Source organism: Streptosporangium sp. NPDC006007 (genome assembly GCF_040614315.1).
Taxonomy (GTDB): Bacteria; Actinomycetota; Actinomycetes; order Streptosporangiales; family Streptosporangiaceae; genus Streptosporangium.
On sequence record NZ_JBEXUG010000004.1, the window covers coordinates 57,239 to 77,100 of the forward strand.

Here is a 19,862-nt window from a genome sequence, read left to right on the forward strand (position 1 = left end):
AGGATGCGGTGAGATGTGATGAGACATTGAGGCCGGAAGGGCGGGGCACATGCGCAGCATCTACGTGGCGGGGCTCGGCCGCGGCGACGGCAGGCAGATCGTCGAGCTCGGCCTGATGGACCTGCTCACCCGCCGCGTCGACCGGACGGGGGTGTTCCGGCCGATCACCAGGGGCGGCGACCGCATCCTGGAGCTGCTCAACACCAGATACCGCCCCACGGCCTCGGCCGTCGGGGTCACGGCCGAGGACGCGGCCGAGATCTACGCGGGGCAGGGCAGCGAGGAGCTCGTCGCCCGGCTGGTCTCCCGCTTCCACACCCTGGAGCGGGAGTGCGACGCGCTGCTGGTGCTCGGCAGCTCCTTCGCCACCGGCGACCTGCCCGGGGAACTGGCGTTCAACGCCCGCCTCGCCGCCGAGTTCGGCGCCCCGGTGATCGTGGTGGTGGGCGCGTACGGCAAGCGGGCCGCCGAGATCGTGACGGAGATGCGCACCGGCTACCAGGCCTTCTCCGACCTGGGCAGCACCGTGCTCGCGGTGATCGCCAACCGGGTGCCGAGGGGGGTGACCGTCCAGCCCGGGCTGCCGGTGCCCTGCTACACCATCCCCGAGAACCCCTCGCTGTCGGCGCCGACCGTCGGCCAGGTCATGCGGGCCGTGGCGGCCAAGCAGGTCCAGGGCGACGAGGAGGGGCTGCGCCGGGACGTGCTCGGGTTCGTGTTCGGCGGCGCCACGCTCCCGCTCTTCCTGGAGTACCTGGCCGACGGGGCGCTGGTGATCATGCCCGGTGACCGGTCGGACCTGCTGCTCGCCTCGGCCGCGGCCGAGGCCGCCAGCACGGTCAGGCCATCCGGTGTGGTGCTGACCGTGGGGGAGGTGCCCACCGAGGCCGTACGGGCCCTCACGGCCCGTCTGGCGCCCGGCATGCCGGTGCTGTCGGCCGCCGCGGACAGCTTCACCGTCGCCACCACCCTGGGCGGACTGGAGGGGCGGCTCACCACGGACAACCCGCGCAAGATCGAGACGGCTCTGGGCCACTTCGAGACCCACGTGGACACCGCCGACCTGGCCGACCGGATCGAGCTGGCCCGCTCGGGGCGGCTCACCCCGATGATGTTCGAGCACACCCTGCTGGAGCGGGCGCGCGCCGACCGGCGGCACATCGTGCTGCCGGAGGGGGAGGAGGACCGGATCCTGCGCGCCGCCGACCTGCTCCTGCGGCGCGGCATCGTGGACCTCACCCTGCTGGGCCGCCCCGAGGTGGTCCGGCGGCGCGTCGCCGACCTCGGCCTCGACCTGTCCGGCGCGACCGTGATCGACCCGCTGACCTCACCGCTGCGCGACCCCTTCGCCCGGGAGTACGCCGAGCTCCGGGCGGACAAGGGCATGACGCTCGAACGGGCCAGGGACGTGGTGACCGACGTCAACTTCTTCGGCACCATGATGCTGCACCGGGGCGACGTGGACGGTGTGGTCTCCGGCGCCGCGCACACCACGGCCGCCACGATCCTGCCCGCGTTCCAGATCATCAAGACGGTCCCGGGCACCTCGATCGTCTCCTCGGTGTTCTTCATGTGCCTGGCCGACCGGGTGCTCGTCTACGGCGACTGCGCGATCAACCCCGACCCGGACGCCGGGCAGCTCGCCGACATCGCCGTCTCCTCGGCGCGTACGGCGCGGCGGTTCGGCATCGAGCCCCGGGTCGCGATGCTGTCGTACTCCACCGGCCGCTCCGGCACCGGCGCCGACGTGGACAAGGTGCGCGCGGCCACCGCCCTGGTCGCGGAGCGGGCGCTGGACCTGCTGGTCGAGGGGCCGATCCAGTACGACGCCGCGGTGGACGCCAGGGTCGCCGCGGCCAAGCTGCCCGGTTCCCAGGTCGCCGGCCGGGCCACCGTACTGATCTTCCCGGACCTCAACACCGGCAACAACACCTACAAGGCCGTGCAGCGCTCCGCGGGGGCCGTCGCGATCGGACCCGTTCTGCAGGGGCTCCGCAGGCCGGTCAACGACCTGTCGCGGGGCGCGCTGGTCACCGACATCGTGAGCACCGTGGCCATCACCGCCATCCAGGCGCAGGAGGCCGCCGGGTGAGCGGGCGCCGCGCCACGGGAGGGCAGCCGGCGAGCCGTACGGCGGCCGGCCGTACGGTGAGGGAGGCGTGATGGGCCGGGTACTGGTGCTCAACACCGGGTCGTCCTCGGTGAAGTACCGGCTTGTGGACGGTGACCGGCGGCGGGCGTCCGGGATGGTGGAGCGGATCGGCGAGCCCGGGTCCGCGGCGGCCGGCCACGAGGAGGCGCTGAAGGTCGTCGCGGCCGAGCTGGCGGCCGGCGGGTTCGGGCTGGACTCCCCGGAACTGACCGCCATCGGGCACCGGGTGGTGCACGGCGGCACCACCTTCACCGAGCCCACGCTGATCACCGAGGAGGTGGTCAGGAAGATCGAGGAACTGGTCCCGCTCGCCCCGCTGCACAACCCGGCCAACCTGGCGGGCATCGAGGTCGCCCGGCGGCTCCGCCCCGACCTGCCGCAGGTCGCGGTCTTCGACACCGCCTTCCACGCCACGATCTCCCCTGCCGCCGCGACCTACGCGATCGACCGCGAGACGGCCGAGCGACTGAGAATCCGCCGCTACGGCTTCCACGGCACCTCGCACGCCTACGTCTCCCGTGAGGCGGCCCTCGCCGTGGGCAGGCCGCTGGGCAACGTGATCGTGCTGCACCTCGGCAACGGCGCCAGCGCCTCGGCGGTGTCGGCCGGGCGCTGCGTGGAGACCTCGATGGGCATGACCCCGCTGGAGGGCCTCGTCATGGGCACCCGCAGCGGTGACCTCGACCCGGCGGTGGTCCTCTACCTCGGCCGGACCGGGGGCATGTCCCTCGACGAGATCGACACGCTGCTCAACCGCCGCAGCGGCATGTTCGGCCTCTGCGGCGACAACGACATGCGCGCGGTGCAGGAGCGGCTCGCCGCCGGGGACGCCGACGCCGAGCTGGCGTTCTCGGTCTACTGCCACCGGCTGCGCAAGTACGTCGGCGCCTACTACGCCGTGCTCGGCACGGTGGACGTGATCGCGTTCACCGGGGGTGTGGGGGAGAACTCCCCGCTGGTCAGGCGGACCGCGCTGGCCGGTCTGGAGGCGCTCGGCATCGCCGTCGACCCCGCGCGCAACGAGCGCGGAGAACGGCTGATCTCGCCCGACGGCTCGGTGGTGAAGGTCGCCGTGATCCCCACGGACGAGGAACTGGAGATCGCCCAGCAGACTCTGGCGGTTATTTCGCGAACCAATCGCCAATAAGCGACGTCTACCTAAACGCGGACGGATGAAATCCGCCGGACATGTCCACGGGACACGGCTCTCGGCTCGGCGAGGCCGTACGGACATGTCAGGGCGGTGGCCCAGCGTCGCGGGGGCGTGCTGGGCCCTTCCTCCGCCCACGGATTGTGCCCGTACGGCCCCGCGGGGCCGTACGGGCACATCCCGCGACTCCCCGGGGTGAACCCCGGAGGCCGGGGGAGGAGGGTCCCGGATGGACTCCAGGACCTCCCGCTGCCAAGCCTCCTCGGGGGCCGGGGAGGAGACTCTCAGCCCAGGCGGGCTATGGACTTGTACTCCAGGTAGGCCGACAGTCCCTCCGGGCCGAGCTCACGGCCGATGCCGCTGTTCTTGAAGCCGCCGAACGGCGAGCTGGGCTCGATCATGAAGAGGTTGACGCCGTAGGTGCCGGCGCGGACCCGGCGGGCGATGTCCATGCCGTGCTCGGTGTCGGAGGTCCACACCGTCCCGGCCAGCCCGTAGTCGTTGTCGTTGGCGATGCGGACCGCGTCGGCCTCGTCCTCATAGGGGATCACGGTCAGCACCGGCCCGAAGATCTCCTCGCGGGCGACGCGCATCTCGTTGGTCGCTCCGGCGAAGACGGTCGGCGCGACGTACCAGCCCCGGTCGCGGGGGCGCTCCAGGCCGCCGACGACGGGCTTGGCCCCCTCGGCGATCCCGATCTTGATGTAGCCCTCCACCCGCTCCCGCTGCCGCCTCGCGACCAGCGGGCCGATGCCGGTCGCGGGGTCGGCGGGGTCGCCGACCGGCATGCCCCCGACCATCGAGGCGACCGCGTCCACCACCTCGTCGTAGCGGCCTCTCGGGGCCAGGATGCGGCTCTGGGCGACACACGCCTGGCCGTTGTTCATCAGCGCGGCGATCGACAGGAATCCCATCGCGGAGGGCAGGTCGCAGTCGTCCAGGATGATCGCCGCCGACTTGCCGCCGAGCTCCAGGGTGCACCGCTTGAGCCGCTCGCCGCAGATCGCGGCGATGCGGCGGCCGGCCGCGGTGGAGCCGGTGAAGGCGACCTTGTCCACGCCGGGGTGCGAGACCAGGTGCTCGCCCGTCTCACGTCCCGCCGCGACGATGTTGACGACGCCGTCCGGGATGCCCGCCTCCTTGACCATCTCGGCCAGCAGGTAGGCGTCGAGCGGGGTCTCCGGAGCGGGCTTCACCACGACCGTGCAGCCGGCGACCAGGGCGGGGGCCAACTTGATCATGATGACGAACTGCGGGATGTTCCAGGGGACCACGGCGGCGACCACGCCGACCGGCTCGCGGCGGACGGTCACCGGTCCGAAGGTGCCGGGCCGTTCCTCCTCGACGGCGAACGTCCGGCCGAGCTCGGCGTAGTACCGCAGCATGCCGAGCGGCTGGGGGGCCTGCGCCATCTGGGAGAAGGTGATCGGGGAGCCCATCTCCTCCGTGATGAGCTCGGCCATCTCCTGCTGGCGGGCCTCGTAGATCTCGGCGAGCCCGCCCACGACCGCGGCGCGTTCGGCCATGGTCATCCGGGGCCAGGGGCCGTGGTCGAACGCCTGGCGGGCGGCGGCGACCGCGCGGTCCATGTCGGCCGGGGTCCCGTCGGGAACGCGGCCGACCAGCTCCTCGGTGTGCGGGGAGACGACATCGATGGTCCCGGTGCCGGAGGGGGCCACCCAGTCGCCCCCGATGAACAGCGTGTCGTGCTGGCGCATGGCGCTTTGCCTCCTGGCCGGCGGGCGGAGCCGATTCCAAACTAGTGTTTGCTTGGACAGTCTCCCCGGCGGAGGGGATCTTCACAAGGCTCGCCGCCGCTGAAGCCGAATCATGTTCTGTCGATACCCGCCGGAGGTGTGTATCGTCGGACGATCTCCCGTCCTGTGACCCTCGAAGCGTTTGTTTAAAGCGCCACACACTGGTAGATAGTTCGTCAATGGTGCGGGAGTTCCCTCGTTTCGGTGGCGGGCATCAAGATCGTCTTCTATAGTTTCGCTCCGTCCGTGAGGGGCTCTGGAGGTGAGCGAAGCGTGAGACCGAGTCGCTCGATCGCACTCGGCGCCGTGCTCTCCGCCCTGCTCCTGACCCCGGTGACGGCCGGGGCCGCCGCCTGGCAGGCGGTCAAGCCCGACCCCGAGGCCGAGCTCCGCAAGCTCACCCGTGAGGCGAGCCAGCTCAACAAGAGATACCGAGGCCAGGTGCAGAGCCTGGAGGAGGCTCGGGTGCAGGCCGGCAAGGCCACCGGCACCGCCAAGAGCCTCAAGAGGGCGCTGGCGACCGCCGAGACCGACGTCGTGCGCTTCGCCCAGAGCGCCTACATGGGCGCCTCGCTGGACGGCGGCAGCCTGGTGAGCTTCGAGGGGGACGCCGGTCTCGTCCTGGACCAGGCCGCCACCATGTTCTACCTGGCAGGCCAGCGCGCCACCCGGCTCACCCAGATCAAACAGCTGATCAAGGATTCCCGGGCCGCGGAGAAGGCGGCCGGTGTGAAGGTCGTCAAACTCAAGGACGACATCGCCAAGCTCAAGAAGGACCGGATCCGGATCGAGGGCCTGCTCGCCAAGTACGGCTTCCAGCAGCCCGGCGGCAGCGACGGCCTGACCCCCCGCACGGTCGCCATGCGCAACCTGGTGATGCAGACCTTTCCGATGCCCTACGGCGTCGGCTGCCTGCGCCCCGGAGACCCGGGCGAGCACGGCAGCGGCCGGGCCTGCGACTTCATGATGAGCGGCGGAGGCCGCATGCCGGCCCCCGACGCCAAGGAACGCGGCGACCGCCTGGCCCAGTGGGCCATCGACAACGGGCCGCGCCTCGGCATCATGTACATCATCTGGCAGCAGAGATACTACGACGTCCGGACCGGCGCGGGCTGGAGGATGATGTCCGACCGAGGCGGCATCACCGCCAACCACTACGACCACGTCCACATCTCGATGTTCTGAGCTGCCGGGCTTCCGGCCCGCGGTGATCGGGTTCTGAGAGCCCTCCCGAGGAGTAGGTCATGGTGCCGATCCGGATCGTCCGCGAGGGGGCGAACATGCCGGTCGGGTCCGGGGCGCTCGGGTCACTGGACTTCTCGGCGCTCTCCGAGCTGATGTCCGAGGCTACGATCCCCGCCTTGCCGAACTGGAAGGAGCCGGTCCGCCGAATGTACGGCTTGCTGTTGCCCTCCCAGGTCACGGCGCTGCTCTCGGTGAACTTCACCCCCCTTGCCCACGACGAACCGGCTCTTCAACGCCTTGATCGGGTCAGCGGGAACGGCCTGGACGTGCCCTCGGTCACCGGCTCGACAGGTGTCGGCCGCTCACCTCTTGGTGACGGCGGCGGAGAGGGTTTCGAGGGCTTTTGCGATGTCCGCTCTGGTGGTTCCGTCGGAGATGAGACCGGCGGGGGTCACGGAGGCGCGGTCGACGGGGATGCGCACGCAGGCGTCGGGGACGGTGAGGGCTCCGGTGTAGTTCAGCACGGTGCGCAGTGAGTCGTGGGCGCGGGCCGCTCCGGTGGGGGCCGTCGCGGTGTTGATCCAGCCGGCGGGTTTCTGGTACATGCAGCCTCCGATCGCCCACTCCAGGAGGTTTTTCAGCGCGCCGGGGAGGGCTCCGGCGTATTCCGGGGTGCAGAACATGAACGCGTCCGCCCCGGCGAAGGTCGAGCGTAGCCGGGCGACGGCGGCGGGCAGGTGGGGGCCCTCCAGGGCCGGGTTGAAATGCGGCAGCAGGTGTGTCTCGTCATAGGCCCTCGCCACATGGTTCTCGGAGGTGAGGGTGGCGGCGGTGCGGACCACCGCGTCGCTTACCGACCCGTGACGGATGCTTCCCGCGATCAGGAGCAGCAGGGGGCTCATGGTTTTCTCCTGGGGGTTCCGGAAAACCTGGGGGTGCCGGAAAAATCGCCGGGGTGCGGGGAGGGCCTGGAGGGCCGACCGGTGGACGGTTCGACGGACGGGCGTCAGGTCTCCGCCTCCCATGTGCCGGGGAGTTCCCGCACGGTCAGGAGGGGGGAGCACGCGAACGGAACGATGGTGAGGGCGGCGAGCAGCGCGGCCAGCCAGAGGGTCCAGGTGTTTCCGGTCAGGGTGGCGACCAGGCCCCCCACCATCGCGCCGACCGGGACCGCGCCCATGGTGACGAATCTCCTGGCCGAGGTGACCCGGCCCATCAGGGAGTACGGGGTCACCCGGGCGTTGATCCCGGTCGAGCTGATGCTGGCCATGACCAGCAGAGCGCTGAAGAGCAGGCTGCTGACGGTGATCGGGACCACGTGCGGCACCGGCAGGACGGCGGTGAGCGGCACCATGGCGAAGGCCGCCGACAGCGAGCAGTAGCAGACGATGACGGCCCGGATGGACCCCAGCGCCTTCTTCACCCTCAGTCCGGCGAGCGAGCCGATTATCCCGCCCAGCGCGCCGATGGAGGTGGCGAGGCCGAACAGCGCGGGGCTCAGCCCCAGGTCGCGCAGGACGAACAGGGCCAGCACCGCGCTGTAGGCGCCGGCCCCGAGGTTGATCAGCGCGCCGGACATCAGGAACGTACGGAGCACGGGGTGCCCGGCGACGAAGCCGAGCCCGGTCCTGAGCGAGTTCCAGAAAGGTTCGCGCTCCCTGTCGCGGGCGCCGTTGCGGGCCGCGTGCCGTGTGGTGTCCCGGGCGGCGTTCCCGCTGGTGTTCCCTGTGGTGTTCCCGCTGGTGGGTTCGGCGACGTCGATGCCCGAGATGAACAGCCAGGAGAGGGCGTGCGTGATCGCGGTCACCCCGTAGACCAGCGGGCCGCCGGTGAATTGCAGGATCTGCCCGGCCAGGCCGGGGCCGACCACCCGGATGGTGGTGTCGCTGGTCTGGAGCCTGGCCGATGCCTCGGAGACTCTCGCGCGGCTCACGATGGCCGGGAGGATGCTGGTGTGGGCCACCCCGAAGAACAGGTCGGCCACCCCGGTGACGGCGGCGACGACCATCAGCTGTGCGACGGACAGGACGCCGAGGACGAAGGCGATCGGCACGCCGGCTATCGCGACCGCGCGGACGACCTCGGCGGTCAGGAGCACCCGCCTCTTGGACCACCTGTCGACCCAGACGCCGGAGGGGATGCCGAGCACCAGGTAGGCCATGGACCCGAGGGCGGCGATGACGCTCATCTCGAAGGTCGAGGCGTGCAGGGTGGTCACCGCGGTGACGCTGAGCGCCAGCGTGCCGAACTGCTGACCGACGCTTCCCGCGAGATTGGCCGCCCAGAGTCTTCTGAACGAGGCGACCCGCAGGACTCCGAGGTCACGTGCCCCTTCGCGGGCGGTGGGCTTGTCGAGGTCTGGAGTCATGATCGCTTTCCATGGGAGAAGCCGGGCCCCCTCGGGTGAGGGCGGGACGCGGTGGAGAGCCGGGCGACGGTGCGGCGACGCCGCGCGAGCCGGCTAGGTGGGGTGGGGGGAGTGGGCGACCCGGTGGAACATGGTCACCGCGTTCGCGAATTCGGCCCAGTAGTCGATCTCGTCGACACGTCCGTGTCCGCGCCCGTTCAGCAGGAGCGACAGGTAGACGTTCCCGAGGCCCGCCGACTCGGTGAAGATCGGCTGGATGTGGAATCTCAGATGGTGGTAGTCGTGATCGCTGACCGTGATGTAGATGACTCTGTCGTCCGCGGGCGGGGTCTCGCGGAGCAGTTCCGCGAGTGGGGGCACGCTCTGCCCGGCCAGTTCTCCGTCGGCGATCGGGGCGAACTCCTGCCAGTAGTGAAACTCTCCGGGGTCGTTCTGCGGGCCGACCGCGAACGCGAGGCCGGGGGTCCTGGAGCGCAGCGCGTTGCGTACCGCGACATATCCCCCGCCGGAAGGACCGTGCCAGGCGATCCCGCTCAGCCCGTTCTCCGCGCGGATCCAGGCCGTCAGGTCGTCCAGCCGTGGCCAGAACTCGTCGTCCCCCAGCAGGAACCAGCCAATCGACGGATCCGGGCTGAAAAGCAGCATCGGGTCGGAGGCGAAAAGGCATATCGCGTTCAGCCGCTGGGAGCTTGTCCTGCGGTGGTACACGGGCGGGATGAAACTCGCCCGATCGACCTGGCCGTGGAAGAAGACGTGTAGCAGAGGGTCGGCGACGACCTCCGGCGTGCGCAGCAGCAGGTGTAATTCATATCCCCTGGAGTGCGAGTAGACGATTACCTCTTCCCGCTGCATTCTTCGCCTCTCTGGTTTCGGTGGAATCCGTGCCGGCGGGCGCCGTTCCGTGCGCGCCGTGATCCGGCGATGTTCGATCTAGCGCAGTACGGGCATCGAGCAGTCTCGCGGGAGCAGGGGCGGGAACAGCAGCGGACCCGGCCGCGGGCCAATCTGCCGGGCGGTGCCCCGCTGAAACGTGTTCGACGAGGGCGAGTACGTGACGGGGACCGGCCTGAGGCTCACCCCGAACCGGCGGGCGAGCCTCTCCAGCCGAAACGCCACCGGACCGTAGACGACGTTCACCCCCGAGGTCGCCTGATACAGGATGGCCGGCGGGATCTCCGACAGCAGACCCTCGGGAAAGCTCCGGGGCAGGGACAGCTCGAAGTACGCGGCTCGCCACCGTGGAACCCGGCCCAGGACCCTTACCCGGCCGTGCGGGCGGACGTTGGAGAACATGGTGAACGCCCACTCGGTGCGCAGGCCCATGACCACGGAGAGCAGGTTCCCCGCCAGCAGCAGGACGCCCAGCGCGGTCCACCACGAACGCGGGCTGATGAAGCTGTCCGCGAACGGGCCCGAGGCGGCCATCGTGTACACGGACGATCCGAAGAGCACGGCGAGGACACCGCACAGTACGGTGCCGGCCTCGACGTGCCGGTAGATCCACGCCGTACCGAACCGGCTGCCGACGCCGAACAGGATGGCGGACACCAGGGCGAGCCGGGCGACGGGCGGCCAGCCGAACCCGGTCGCCGGCTCGGCGCTCGCCGCCCAGAGGCAGAGCGCGACCAGGGAGAACGGAAAGTTGCCCGTCATGCCGAATATGAAGTGCATTCCCGCCGCCACCGTGAAAAGCGGATACAGCGGGGCGTTGAGGAGCAGCGCGCTCCCCAGGTACAGCTCCACCGTCACCACCAGAAGGGGGGCGCCGAAAAGGACGCCGTCGCCGAGCGGAAGCCCCAGCCGTTTCGAGTACAGACGCGGGATCAGCCGCCCACAGCTCTGGGCCGTCGCCAGGAACTGACGGTTGACCTTGAAGAGCCCGGAGGTCAGATAGACGCCGCCGAGCAGGAACCTCGCGACCTCCCCGATGTGGGCGGCCGGAACCGTCTGGAACAGGGCCACAGCCAGGAGCGCCAGCCAGACGTGGTTCGACAGCCGCCAGTTCTGGATCGCCACCCAGATCACCAGGAGCGGAACGGCGGTGAGTCCGGCGGTCCGTCCGCCGAGCAGGAACAGCGCCGCGCAGACGGGGAGCAGCGCGGTCCGCAGCGGGGCGACCAGGGGGCGGGGCGGGGAGACGCCCGTCACCGGCGCGAAGGTGTGGGAGAGGTGGCCCGTCCCCTCGCGGAGCACGTTGTTCACCTGATGTCCCATGAGCGCCACGGTCAGCAGCGCGCAGTGGTTCATCGCCCACCCCCGGGTGGACGGGCCGTCCGCGGCTGCCCGGGGTGGACGAGCCCGGCCGGCGTCGATCGACGTGTCGCCGTCATCGCGGTATGACGCCGCGGTTGTGGTAGGCCAGCCCGGGGGCGATCACCCGGACGACCGAGAAGTCCTCCGGCGCCGACGAGAGATCGACGACGACGGGCTCCAATCCGGTGATCCGCTCCACGTGCTCCGCGACCGATCGGAACTCGCCGCGGATGCTGCCGGAGTCGAAACCCGTCTCCTGGGCGGCCTGGGCCCAGGTGAGGTCGCCGGTGTCGAACTCGGGGGCGGTCATGCCCGTCTCCAGGGCGGCGTTGCCGGACGGGATGTCGTCGCGTGTTCCCGAGATCCCGGTGAGCCTCGTCTGGACGGCCTCGGTGAGGGCGCGGGAGAGCGCCACCTCGGCGCTGGAGTGGCACCCCGATCCAGCGCAGACGACCGGGTATTCCGGCGACCAGATGAAGCAGACGAAGCACGGCAGGCCGAAGGCGTTCGGCACCGAGGAGATCTCCGTGCTGACGTCGGCCTCGCGGAGGGAGCCCAGCAGCGCCGAGCAGTGGTCGTTGGTTACCGTCTCGATCCGGAGGGTCCGCCGGTGGTCACGCGCTCCATGGCGGAGCGAACTGGTCGCGTGGCGCTCGATGACCTCGTACATCGCGTGCAGGGCCGCCTCCTCCAGACTGTTGCCCGACGCCAGGCCGTTGCTGGACGGATGGAGGACGTTGGCCCGCCAGTCGAGACCTGAGGCGAGGGAGAGCCGGATGAGATCGGCGGGCACGGGGACGGCCCGCCCGCTGACCGCGCCGGCGCCCTCGGCCCAGCGCAGACGGAGCCCGTCCCGGTATGGCGTGAGTTCCGGTCTGATGGGCAGGTCGGTCAGGCCGTACGGCAGATCCAGGTCCTCCGCCGGGGCGGTGAACGTTTCAACGGCGGGTCTCTCCGCGTGCCAGAGCTCGATCGACTCCATGGCGGCGGATATCTTCGCCAGCAGCAGGGTCGCGCCCTTGCCCTGGGAGACCGCGAGCGTCTCCGACCTCGGGCGGATGGCCATGCAGACGGGCACCCCGATGCAGTCCAGGTGGGTGACGTCCGCGACCCGGCTGATGCCGGCCCTGCCGAGATGCCGGTTCACCACGGCCCAGGTCTCCTCCGGAGTGCGCGTCCGGTGTGTTCCGGGGAGCCGGATCCTGTCCGCCGCCGGGCTCATCGGGTCGCTCCGAGGTCCGGTTGGCGCGAGAGCGCGGTGCGGACCCTGAAGCAGTGGCCCAGGACGAATGTCCGGAACGCCGCCATGGCGTCCTCCGTGGTCCGGAACCCGCGGTTCGCCGCCTCGCGGCACAGGGCGTCGTCCCGGATCCGCCACAGGTCGCGCAGGAGCCCGGCCGTCACGGAGCCGCGCATGAGGTGGTGGCTCAGCCCCGGATGTCTCATGGCGAACGACGTGTTCTCCGCCAGGCACGACCGGATGTGCGCCCTGTCGTCATCGGTCTCGTTCCTGAGCAGCAGGCGGAGCAGTTCCGGATGCCCGAGGTTGAGGCGGGGGCGGAAGAGGTCGGTCGGCCGGAGTCCGTCTCCGTCCGGTTGAGGCCACCGCGCTCCGCCCGGCGCTGTCCCCGCCACGAGCCGCGCCCGCTCCACGAGGGGCATGGGGGCCGAGCCGTCCACGGGGGCCTCGGAGAGCCGGTGGAGATAGCCGGCCCAGACCGCGGGGAATCCGGGGTCGAAGATCTGCTGGTAGTGCACCCTGCACCGGGCCGGAACGCCGGGCTCCGTCGCGTCACGGACGAAGTGGTCGACCCAGTCGCGGTAGAAGCCCGTCCGCCACTCCCGGTCCGACCCCGGAGGGCTCGGGGAGGGCCGCCCGCCGGACGACAGCTCCTCGCCCACCTGGGCGATCGCGTGGACGGCGTCGGCCCTCTTGAGATTGCAGAAGTGCCGATCCGCCCTGAGGCGGGCCGTCAGCCAGCCGACGAACCCGGCGCCCGGCTCGCTCGCCTCCCGCATCGAGACCAGGGTCCGCTGCGGATAGTAGATCGCCCGGAACAGGTCCGCGTGACGCCGGGCCGCGGGGCCGGTCAGGACCCCCTCGTCGACCGCCCGCCGGAGCATCGCCCGGACGTTGACCATCGGAATGCTGCACGCGTGCCAGTCTCCCGAGGGGGACTGCGCCACGGCGACCTCGTCGTCTCCCTCGATCTCGCCGCGGACGTACTGCCCGTACACCTCGCCGAGCCCCACCATGCCGTGCTCGCGGAGCTCGGCCGCGCGCAGCGCGCCGATGCTGGAAGCCCCGTATGTCCGGACTCCCCGGTGCAGCACGTGCAGGATCTCCTTGTGGCGCAGGGCCCGTGACTGGTGGAACAGCCCGTCGATGATCAGGACGGCGTCGCCCGGCCCGATGGCGGGGTCGAAGAGGTCACCGTGCTTGACGGGGCCGTGGGCGACGACGTCCGGCCGCAGCAGCCGCGCCTCGGCCGGGCTCAGGGTGGGGCCGCTGAAAACGTGCACTTTTGCTGGACACCGGGGGATGTCTTCCCATTTCATGCGGTTGCTCCTCACGGCTTGATCGCCGTCCGGGGCCGGGGGGTCGCAGGGGCCGAGCCACGGAGGTGACGGGAGGTCACTCCGTGGGCCCGGCCGGCTCTCATCTGCGAATGGTTCGGCGCGTCAGTCCTGGGTCGCCGCGTCGTGGCACATCATCGCGGGGGAGATCCCCTCGAAGAGCTCACGGAAGTCCTCGGCCTCGATCTGCCGGGCGACGCTGGCGGTGGTTGCGGTGACGACATCGCTGGGATTGGCGGACATATGCTTCCCCTTCCCTTGAAGGTGTCCATTCTGGACACCTTGGGTGCCATTCTTGGCATCCGATGAAATGAGGTTAGCAGTCTCGATAATCGCCTTGCCAATGGTTTATTTGGCGGCGCATCCGGAGGGGTGGTGACTTTGGAAGTGGCTATATATTTCCAATTTTATTGGCATAATAAATGATGTTCATTGACGGTCTGGCGTCGCTGTCTCGGGATTGCCTCGCAGGCCGGAAGATGTTTTGACCGCGTCGACATGATCGCGAACGGATGTAGTGCCGGATGGGTGAGGCCCTGCGGAGATCATGGATGTCCGACGGCTTCGGCGTTTTTCCCGTGGTGGTCTTCGGCGGCCTTCGCGCGGGCTGCTGCCGCGCCTGCCCCGGAAAGGGGCCGGACGCCCTGTCCGTCGTTTTTTACGGCCCTCGCCGTGTTCTATGGCGCTATTCGGTTTTTGAACCAGTGGTAGGACGCCTTCGGGGTGCGTTCTCCGGTGGCGAAGTCGACGTGCACGAGGCCGAAGCGCTGGTTGAAGCCCTCGGCCCACTCGAAGTTGTCCAGCAGGGACCAGACGTAGTAGCCGCGCACGTCCACGCCCTCGGCGCGTGCCTGTTCGACGGCGCCGATGTGACCGTCGAGGTAGGCGATCCTGGCCTGATCGTCCACGGTTCCGTCCGGGCCGGGCGCGTCGGGCTGGGAGCAGCCGTTCTCGGTGATGTAGACGGGGGGCAGGGCGTCGCCGTAGCGGGCCTTCAGATCGACGAGGAGGCGGCGCAGGCCGTCGGGGACGACGGGCCAGCCGAAGGCGGTGGTGGGGTAGCCGGTGACGCCGGCGTCGGTGAAGGGCAGGCCCTCGTCGGTGGGGGCGGCGATCCGGGTGGGGTTGTAGTAGTTGATGCCGATGCCGTCGAGGGGGGTGCCGATCAGGTCCAGGTCGCCGTCCTGGACGCAGTCGAGGCTCACGCCGTACGCCGACATATCGGGATATTTGCCGAGAAGTACGGGGTCGTTGAACAGGCGGTTGTGCAGGGTGTCGTAAGCGTCGGCGGCGGCCAGGTCGGCGGGGTCGGAGGAGGCGGGCCAGACGGGGGTGCAGTTGTTGGTGATCAGCACCCGCTGCGCGCCTCGCTCGCGCAGGGCCCGTACGGCCAGGCCGTGCCCGAGCAGCTGGTGGTGGGCCACCGGCAGGGCGTCCAGCAGCAGGGTCCTGCCGGGGGCGTGGGTGCCCAGGCCGTAGCCGAAGACCATGTGCACGAAGGGCTCGTTCAGGGTGATCCACATGGGGATCCGGTCGGCGAGCCGGTCGGCCACCAGGGCCGCGTAGTCGGCGAAGCGGTGGGCGGTGTCGCGGTTCAGCCAGCCCCCCGCGTCCTCCAGGGCCTGCGGCAGGTCCCAGTGGAACAGCGTGGCCGCCGGGACGATGCCCCGGTCGTGGAGCGCGTCGGTCAGCCGGTCGTAGAAGTCCAGCCCCGCCCGGTTGGCCGGGCCCCTGCCGTCGGGCTGGACGCGGGGCCAGGCGACGGAGAAGCGGTAGGAGTTCACGCCGAGGCCGGCCATCAGCGCGACGTCTTCAGTCCAGCGGTGGTAGTGGTCGCAGGTCACGTCGCCGGTGTGGTCGTCGCGGACACGGCCGGGCCGGTGGGCGAAGGTGTCCCAGATGGAGACGCCCCTGCCGTCCTCGGCGACGGCGCCCTCGATCTGGTAGGAAGCGGTCGCCGTACCCCAGAGGAACATCCTGACCTCCCAATTGTATGAGTGGGGCTCATGTTAGCCCCCGCCGGGCCCAAGTAGGAGATGATGGAACGATGACGAACGTTTCCGGGGGGACACTGCGCCGTCGCCCGGCTCAGCGACGTAGCCTCGAACGGGTCGAGCGCATGCTGGACGAGTGCGCGCGGCTGCTGGACGAGGCGGGCTACGAGGCACTGACCACCAAGGAGGTCGCACGCCGGGCGGAGGTGCCGATCGGCACCTTCTACCAGTTCTTTCCCGACAAGCAGGGGCTGGTGCGCGCGCTCGCGCTGCGCAACCTGGAGGCCTTCCTCGACAGGGTCACCGCCCGGCTCGTGGTGGTGCGGCTGTCGGACTGGACGGAGATGGTGGACCTGGCGATCGACGAGTTCGTCATGATGAAACGGTCCACACCCGGCTTCGCGGTCGTCGACTTCGGCGAGGTGCTGGTCACCCCGGGCGGCCCGGCCCTCAAGGGAACCGAGCGGATGCTCGACGCCGCGCTGGAGAACAACGTCATCGTGGCCGACCGGCTCCGTCTCATCACCGTCGAGCTGCTCGGCGTCCCGATCGGACCCGGGCTGGACCGTGCCCTGCTCGTCGCGGTCGAGGCGGCGGACGCCGTGCTCAAGCTCGCCTTCCGCTCCCGGCGGGACGGTGACCCCGAGCTGATCGACGAGTGCAAACGCCTGGTCCGCCGCTACCTGTCCGAGCACATGCCCTGAGCGTCCCGGCCGATAATCCGTGGTGGATTAGAAGTGGTGGATTAGAAGCCGTACGACCGCTTTGCCCCAGGGGGGCGCCCTCTTTTCGTTCCGGCTGTTAAACCGGTAGCGGGATCGGGGGAGGGGCCAATGGCCGCACCGCGCGCACGCCGGATCAACATTCCGCTTCGCCACGTCGCCCTGACATGCGGGGCCATGCTGTTCGCGCTGCTCGCCAACGTGACCTACCTCCAGGCGTTCGGCGCCGACCGGCTCGACGAGGACCCCCGCAACCGGCGGACGCTGATCGCGCGCTTCGACCGCCCCAGGGGGGACATCCTGCTCCGTGACGGCAGCGTCGTCGCGGCCAGCATCGAGAACGAGGATGGCGAGTACCGGTATCGGAGGGTCTATCCCGGTGGACCGCTCTACGCGCCGGTGACCGGGCATCTCTCGCTCCGGGGCGCCGACGGCATCGAGCGCGCCGAGGACCCGGTGCTGTCCGGCAAGGCGCCCAGGGTGAGGGTGCACTCGCTGGTGGACGGCACCGAGGCCGGGGCCACGCTCAGGCTCACCGTCGACCCGAGGGCGCAGCGGGCCGCGTACGAGGGGCTGCGCGCCACCGGGCGGCGCGGGGCCGCCGTCGCGATCGACCCGGCCACCGGCGCGATCCTGGCCATGGCCTCCTTCCCCTCCTACGACCCGAACGTCTACACGACCTTCGACGGCGCCGCGCTCGACAGGGCGGACAAGTTGCTGCGGAGCGATCCCGCCGACCCGCTGCTGAACCGGGCGATCCAGCGGAGCTACCCGCCGGGATCGGCCTTCAAAGTCGTCACCAGCGCGGCCGCGCTCGGTTCGGGGAGATACCGCCCGACCACCGACGTCGGCGCGCCCGCCGCCCTCCGCCTCCCGGAGACCGGCACCGGCCCGCGCGACCCCGGCGGCACGTCCTGCGACGACGGCACCCTGCCGCTGGCGGACGCGTTCAAGGTCTCGTGCGACACCCCGTTCGCGAAGATCGGCGTCGAGCTCGGCCAGGACGCGCTGCGCGACCAGGCGCGGGCCTTCGGGTTCGACGCCGACGACCTCGCCGTGCCCATGCCCGTGACCGGGAGCGTCTACCCGCAGGGGATGGACCAGGCGCAGACCGCCCTGTCGGCGCTGGGACGGTTCGGCGGCCGCGCCACCCCGCTCATGATCGCGATGATCTCCGCGGCGATCGCCAACGACGGCGCGCTGATGCGCCCCTACCTGGTGGAGGACGTCCGCCTCGCCGACGGCACGGTGATCGACGGCGCCGAGCCGTCGCAGTACCGTCGCGCCCTCGACGCGGACGAGGCCAACCGGCTCACCGCGATGATGGTCACGGTCACCCGGCCCGGCGGAGCCGGGGAGGCCGCGGCCATCCCGGGCGTCGAGGTCGCCGCCAAGACCGGCGGCGCGGAGAACACAGCCGGGAGCGCCGCCTCCGGTCAGGAGCACGGGATCTTCACCGGGTTCGCCCCGGCCGCCGGCCCCCGGGTCGCGGTGGGGGTCGTGGTGGAGCACGGCGGCCCCGGCGGCCGGGTGGCGGCCCCCATCGCCAGAGCGATCATGCAGGCCGTCCTGGGGCTGCCCGCCGTCGCCGATCAGAGTGCCGGAAGCCCGCCGGGCGATACCGGTGATCAGGTGGAGTAGGCGTCGGCCTGCAGGCCGTACAGGTCGGAATACAGGCCGCCGAGCTCGATGAGCCGGTTGTGGGTGCCCTCCTCGACGACCTCGCCGTGGTCCAGGACGTAGATCCGGTCGGCGTAGCGGACGCTGGCCAGCCGGTGGGTGATCAGCAGGACGGTACGGCCGTCGGCGTGCCGCCGGATGCGCTCGAAGAGGGCGTGCTCGGCCCGGGCGTCGAGGGCCGCGGTGGGCTCGTCGCAGATCAGCAGGGGGGCGTCCCGGTGGAAGCCCCGGGCGACCGCGATCCGCTGCCACTGGCCGCCCGACAGCTCCTGGCCGTTCTTGAACCGCCGGTCCAGCAGCGTGCTGTAACCGTGGGGCAGTTCGGCCACGACCTGGTCGGCGCCCGCCACCTCGGCCGCCGAGCGCAGCGCGTGCTCTCCCCTGTCGGTGCCCATGCTGATGTTGTGCCTGGCGGTCAGCGGCCAGCGCGTGTGGTCCTGGGCGATCACCGCGATGTTGCGCCGCAGCTCCTCGGGGTCGACGTCCGCCAGGTCGGTGTCGTCCCAGCGGATCCGGCCGCCGTCCGGCGGGTAGAGACCGGACAGGATCTTCGCCAGCGTGGTCTTGCCCGACCCGTTCTCGCCGACCAGGGCGATCACCTCACCCCGGTCGATGTGGATCGACACGCCGCGCAGGGCCGGGGTGGCGGACCCCGGGTAGGTGAAGACGACGTCCTCGGCGGTGATCCGCTCGAACGTCTCCGGAGCCTCCTCCGAGTGACCGGACCCCACCCGGGTCTCGGCGTCGGCGCAGAAGTCCAGAAAGTCGGTGAAGTAGAGCCCCTCCTCGTAGAGGCGGTTGGTGGCGTACATCAGGTTCGCCAGATAGGTCTGGCCCGAGCGGATCGCCAGCACGGCGGTGCCCGCCACGGCCAGCGGCACCGCGCCCGCGGCGAGCAGCAGGCCCAGCACGACGTAGACCACGGCGGTCCCGATCCCGCCGAGCGCCTCACCCACGACCTTCGCGAAGGTCTGCCGCCGGGCCAGGTTCAGCAGGACGGTCTGCTCCGCGGTGGCCACCGCGTCGTACATCCGGAGCAGGAAGTGACGCATCGTGAAGGAGCGCACCTCGGCGGCGGGCTCGCGCTCGGCCAGCAGCTCCGAGATGATCCACTTACGCCGGGTGGCGGGGATGATCGCGTACATCGTGCTGTAGCGCATGCGCGCCGAGCGGACCGCCGCCCAGGCGTCCGGCAGCACCGCCAGCACCAGCAACGGCAGCAGCACGGGATGGAGCACCCCGAGCACACCGGCCGCCGCGGCGATCCCGATGATCGCGGTCAGCACGTTGATCGCCGTACCGACCACCACGTCCGCCATGGCCACCCCCCGCGACCTGGCCCGTTGCAGCGTGTCGTGGAAGCCGGGGTCGTCGAAGGCCGCCAGCCCGACCCGGCTGGTCAGCTCGTACAGCCGCTCCTCGGCGATCCGGCTGACCTGCGGGTCCAGCCGGGACTGCGCCCAGCCCGCGCCCGCCTGCACCAGCGTGCGCAGAGTGCCCGCCACCCCGACCAGGATCAGGCTGGGCAGGGCGGCGGCGACCCGCTCCGGGGTCGGGCCCGCCTGGAACAGGGCCGACAGCACCCCGGTGGTGGCGAGCAGCCCGAACGCGGTGAACGCGCCGCCGAGCAGGCTCAGGGTGATCGTGACGACCGTGTCGCGCGGGCCGGCCAGCCAGGCCAGCCGTACGGCCTGCGAGACCAGGGCCGGCAGCCGCCGGGCGATGGTGAGAAAGCCGATGCCGGTCATCTTGCCGACGTGGGCGTGCCAGTCGGAGAGGTTCAGTTCGCCGAGCTCGGTATCGAATCCGGATTCGGATTCGGATTCGAGCCGACATCCGGATTCCGGCCGGGGTTCGGGCCGTGAGCCGGATACGGGCTGGGATTCCGGCGGGGATTCGGGCTGTGATCCGGATTCGGGTGGGGATGGGTGTCGGGGTTCGGGGGGAGTGTCCGCCATGCCTGCAGTGTGGATCGCCATGCCGACAATTCGCCATCCGGTGGCCGATGACGGTCAGCGTTGAGA

At 70.6% G+C, this 19,862-nt stretch carries 15 protein-coding genes; 5 read left to right on the top strand and 10 right to left on the bottom strand.

From position 1 onward, the window contains the following. Positions 1-49 precede the first annotated feature (49 nt). Together pta and ABZ194_RS04660 are read left to right on the top strand one after the other, a co-directional pair. A complete protein-coding gene (gene pta, locus ABZ194_RS04655; RefSeq protein WP_355592306.1) occupies positions 50-2,092 on the top strand; it encodes a phosphate acetyltransferase in 2,043 nt (680 codons plus the stop codon). A gap of 70 nt (positions 2,093-2,162) precedes the next feature. Next, a complete protein-coding gene (locus tag ABZ194_RS04660; protein ID WP_355592308.1) occupies positions 2,163-3,299 on the top strand; it encodes an acetate kinase in 1,137 nt (378 codons plus the stop codon). Positions 3,300-3,586: 287 nt separating this feature from the next. On the opposite strand, the gene ABZ194_RS04665 is transcribed toward ABZ194_RS04660, so the two are convergent. Then, on the bottom strand, positions 3,587-5,020 hold the full coding sequence (locus ABZ194_RS04665) for an aldehyde dehydrogenase (RefSeq protein WP_355592310.1): 1,434 nt from the start codon (positions 5,018-5,020) through the stop codon (positions 3,587-3,589). A 312-nt stretch (positions 5,021-5,332) separates the two neighbouring features. Here ABZ194_RS04665 and ABZ194_RS04670 point away from each other — a divergent pair, with 312 nt between their 5' ends. Beyond that, entirely contained in the window at positions 5,333-6,244 is a 912-nt protein-coding gene (locus ABZ194_RS04670) for a hypothetical protein (RefSeq protein WP_355592312.1), read from the top strand. A gap of 362 nt (positions 6,245-6,606) precedes the next feature. On the opposite strand, the gene ABZ194_RS04675 is transcribed toward ABZ194_RS04670, so the two are convergent. The 8 genes from ABZ194_RS04675 to ABZ194_RS04710 all read right to left on the bottom strand — a co-directional run bounded on the left by ABZ194_RS04675 (position 6,607) and on the right by ABZ194_RS04710 (position 15,418). Beyond that, positions 6,607-7,146, bottom strand: a complete 540-nt coding sequence (locus ABZ194_RS04675; RefSeq protein ID WP_355592314.1) for an NADPH-dependent FMN reductase — start codon at positions 7,144-7,146, stop codon at positions 6,607-6,609. A gap of 104 nt (positions 7,147-7,250) precedes the next feature. Next, positions 7,251-8,612: an MFS transporter gene (locus ABZ194_RS04680; protein ID WP_355592316.1), complete on the bottom strand. Its 1,362-nt coding sequence runs from the start codon at positions 8,610-8,612 to the stop codon at positions 7,251-7,253. Positions 8,613-8,705: 93 nt separating this feature from the next. Beyond that, positions 8,706-9,464 carry a hypothetical protein gene (locus ABZ194_RS04685; protein ID WP_355592317.1) on the bottom strand — a complete coding sequence of 253 codons (759 nt, stop codon included), beginning with the start codon at positions 9,462-9,464 and terminating at the stop codon, positions 8,706-8,708. Positions 9,465-9,542: 78 nt separating this feature from the next. Beyond that, entirely contained in the window at positions 9,543-10,859 is a 1,317-nt protein-coding gene (locus ABZ194_RS04690) for a hypothetical protein (RefSeq protein ID WP_355592319.1), read from the bottom strand. Between the two features lie 79 nt (positions 10,860-10,938). Next, positions 10,939-12,087, bottom strand: a complete 1,149-nt coding sequence (locus ABZ194_RS04695) for a YcaO-like family protein (protein WP_355592321.1) — start codon at positions 12,085-12,087, stop codon at positions 10,939-10,941. Next, the gene (locus tag ABZ194_RS04700; protein ID WP_355592323.1) at positions 12,084-13,424 is read right to left on the bottom strand and encodes a TfuA-like protein; all 1,341 of its coding nucleotides are present in this window, start codon (positions 13,422-13,424) and stop codon (positions 12,084-12,086) included. Before ABZ194_RS04700 ends, ABZ194_RS04695 begins: the two co-directional genes overlap by 4 nt. A 123-nt stretch (positions 13,425-13,547) precedes the next feature. Further along, the gene (locus ABZ194_RS04705) at positions 13,548-13,685 is read right to left on the bottom strand and encodes a hypothetical protein (protein WP_355592325.1); all 138 of its coding nucleotides are present in this window, start codon (positions 13,683-13,685) and stop codon (positions 13,548-13,550) included. A gap of 434 nt (positions 13,686-14,119) precedes the next feature. Then, the gene (locus tag ABZ194_RS04710) at positions 14,120-15,418 is read right to left on the bottom strand and encodes a GH1 family beta-glucosidase (protein ID WP_355592327.1); all 1,299 of its coding nucleotides are present in this window, start codon (positions 15,416-15,418) and stop codon (positions 14,120-14,122) included. Between the two features lie 71 nt (positions 15,419-15,489). On the opposite strand from ABZ194_RS04710, the gene ABZ194_RS04715 reads away from it, so the two are divergent. Together ABZ194_RS04715 and ABZ194_RS04720 are read left to right on the top strand one after the other, a co-directional pair. After that, positions 15,490-16,140 (top strand): TetR/AcrR family transcriptional regulator, encoded by a 651-nt coding sequence (locus tag ABZ194_RS04715; RefSeq protein WP_355592329.1) that lies wholly within the window; start codon positions 15,490-15,492, stop codon positions 16,138-16,140. 129 nt (positions 16,141-16,269) lie between these two features. Then, positions 16,270-17,799, top strand: a complete 1,530-nt coding sequence (locus ABZ194_RS04720; RefSeq protein WP_355592331.1) for a penicillin-binding transpeptidase domain-containing protein — start codon at positions 16,270-16,272, stop codon at positions 17,797-17,799. Here the strand turns inward: ABZ194_RS04720 and ABZ194_RS04725 are convergent. Then, positions 17,787-19,586: an ABC transporter ATP-binding protein gene (locus ABZ194_RS04725; protein WP_355592333.1), complete on the bottom strand. Its 1,800-nt coding sequence runs from the start codon at positions 19,584-19,586 to the stop codon at positions 17,787-17,789. The two genes, ABZ194_RS04720 and ABZ194_RS04725, sit on opposite strands and share 13 nt — an antisense overlap. Positions 19,587-19,862 lie beyond the last annotated feature (276 nt).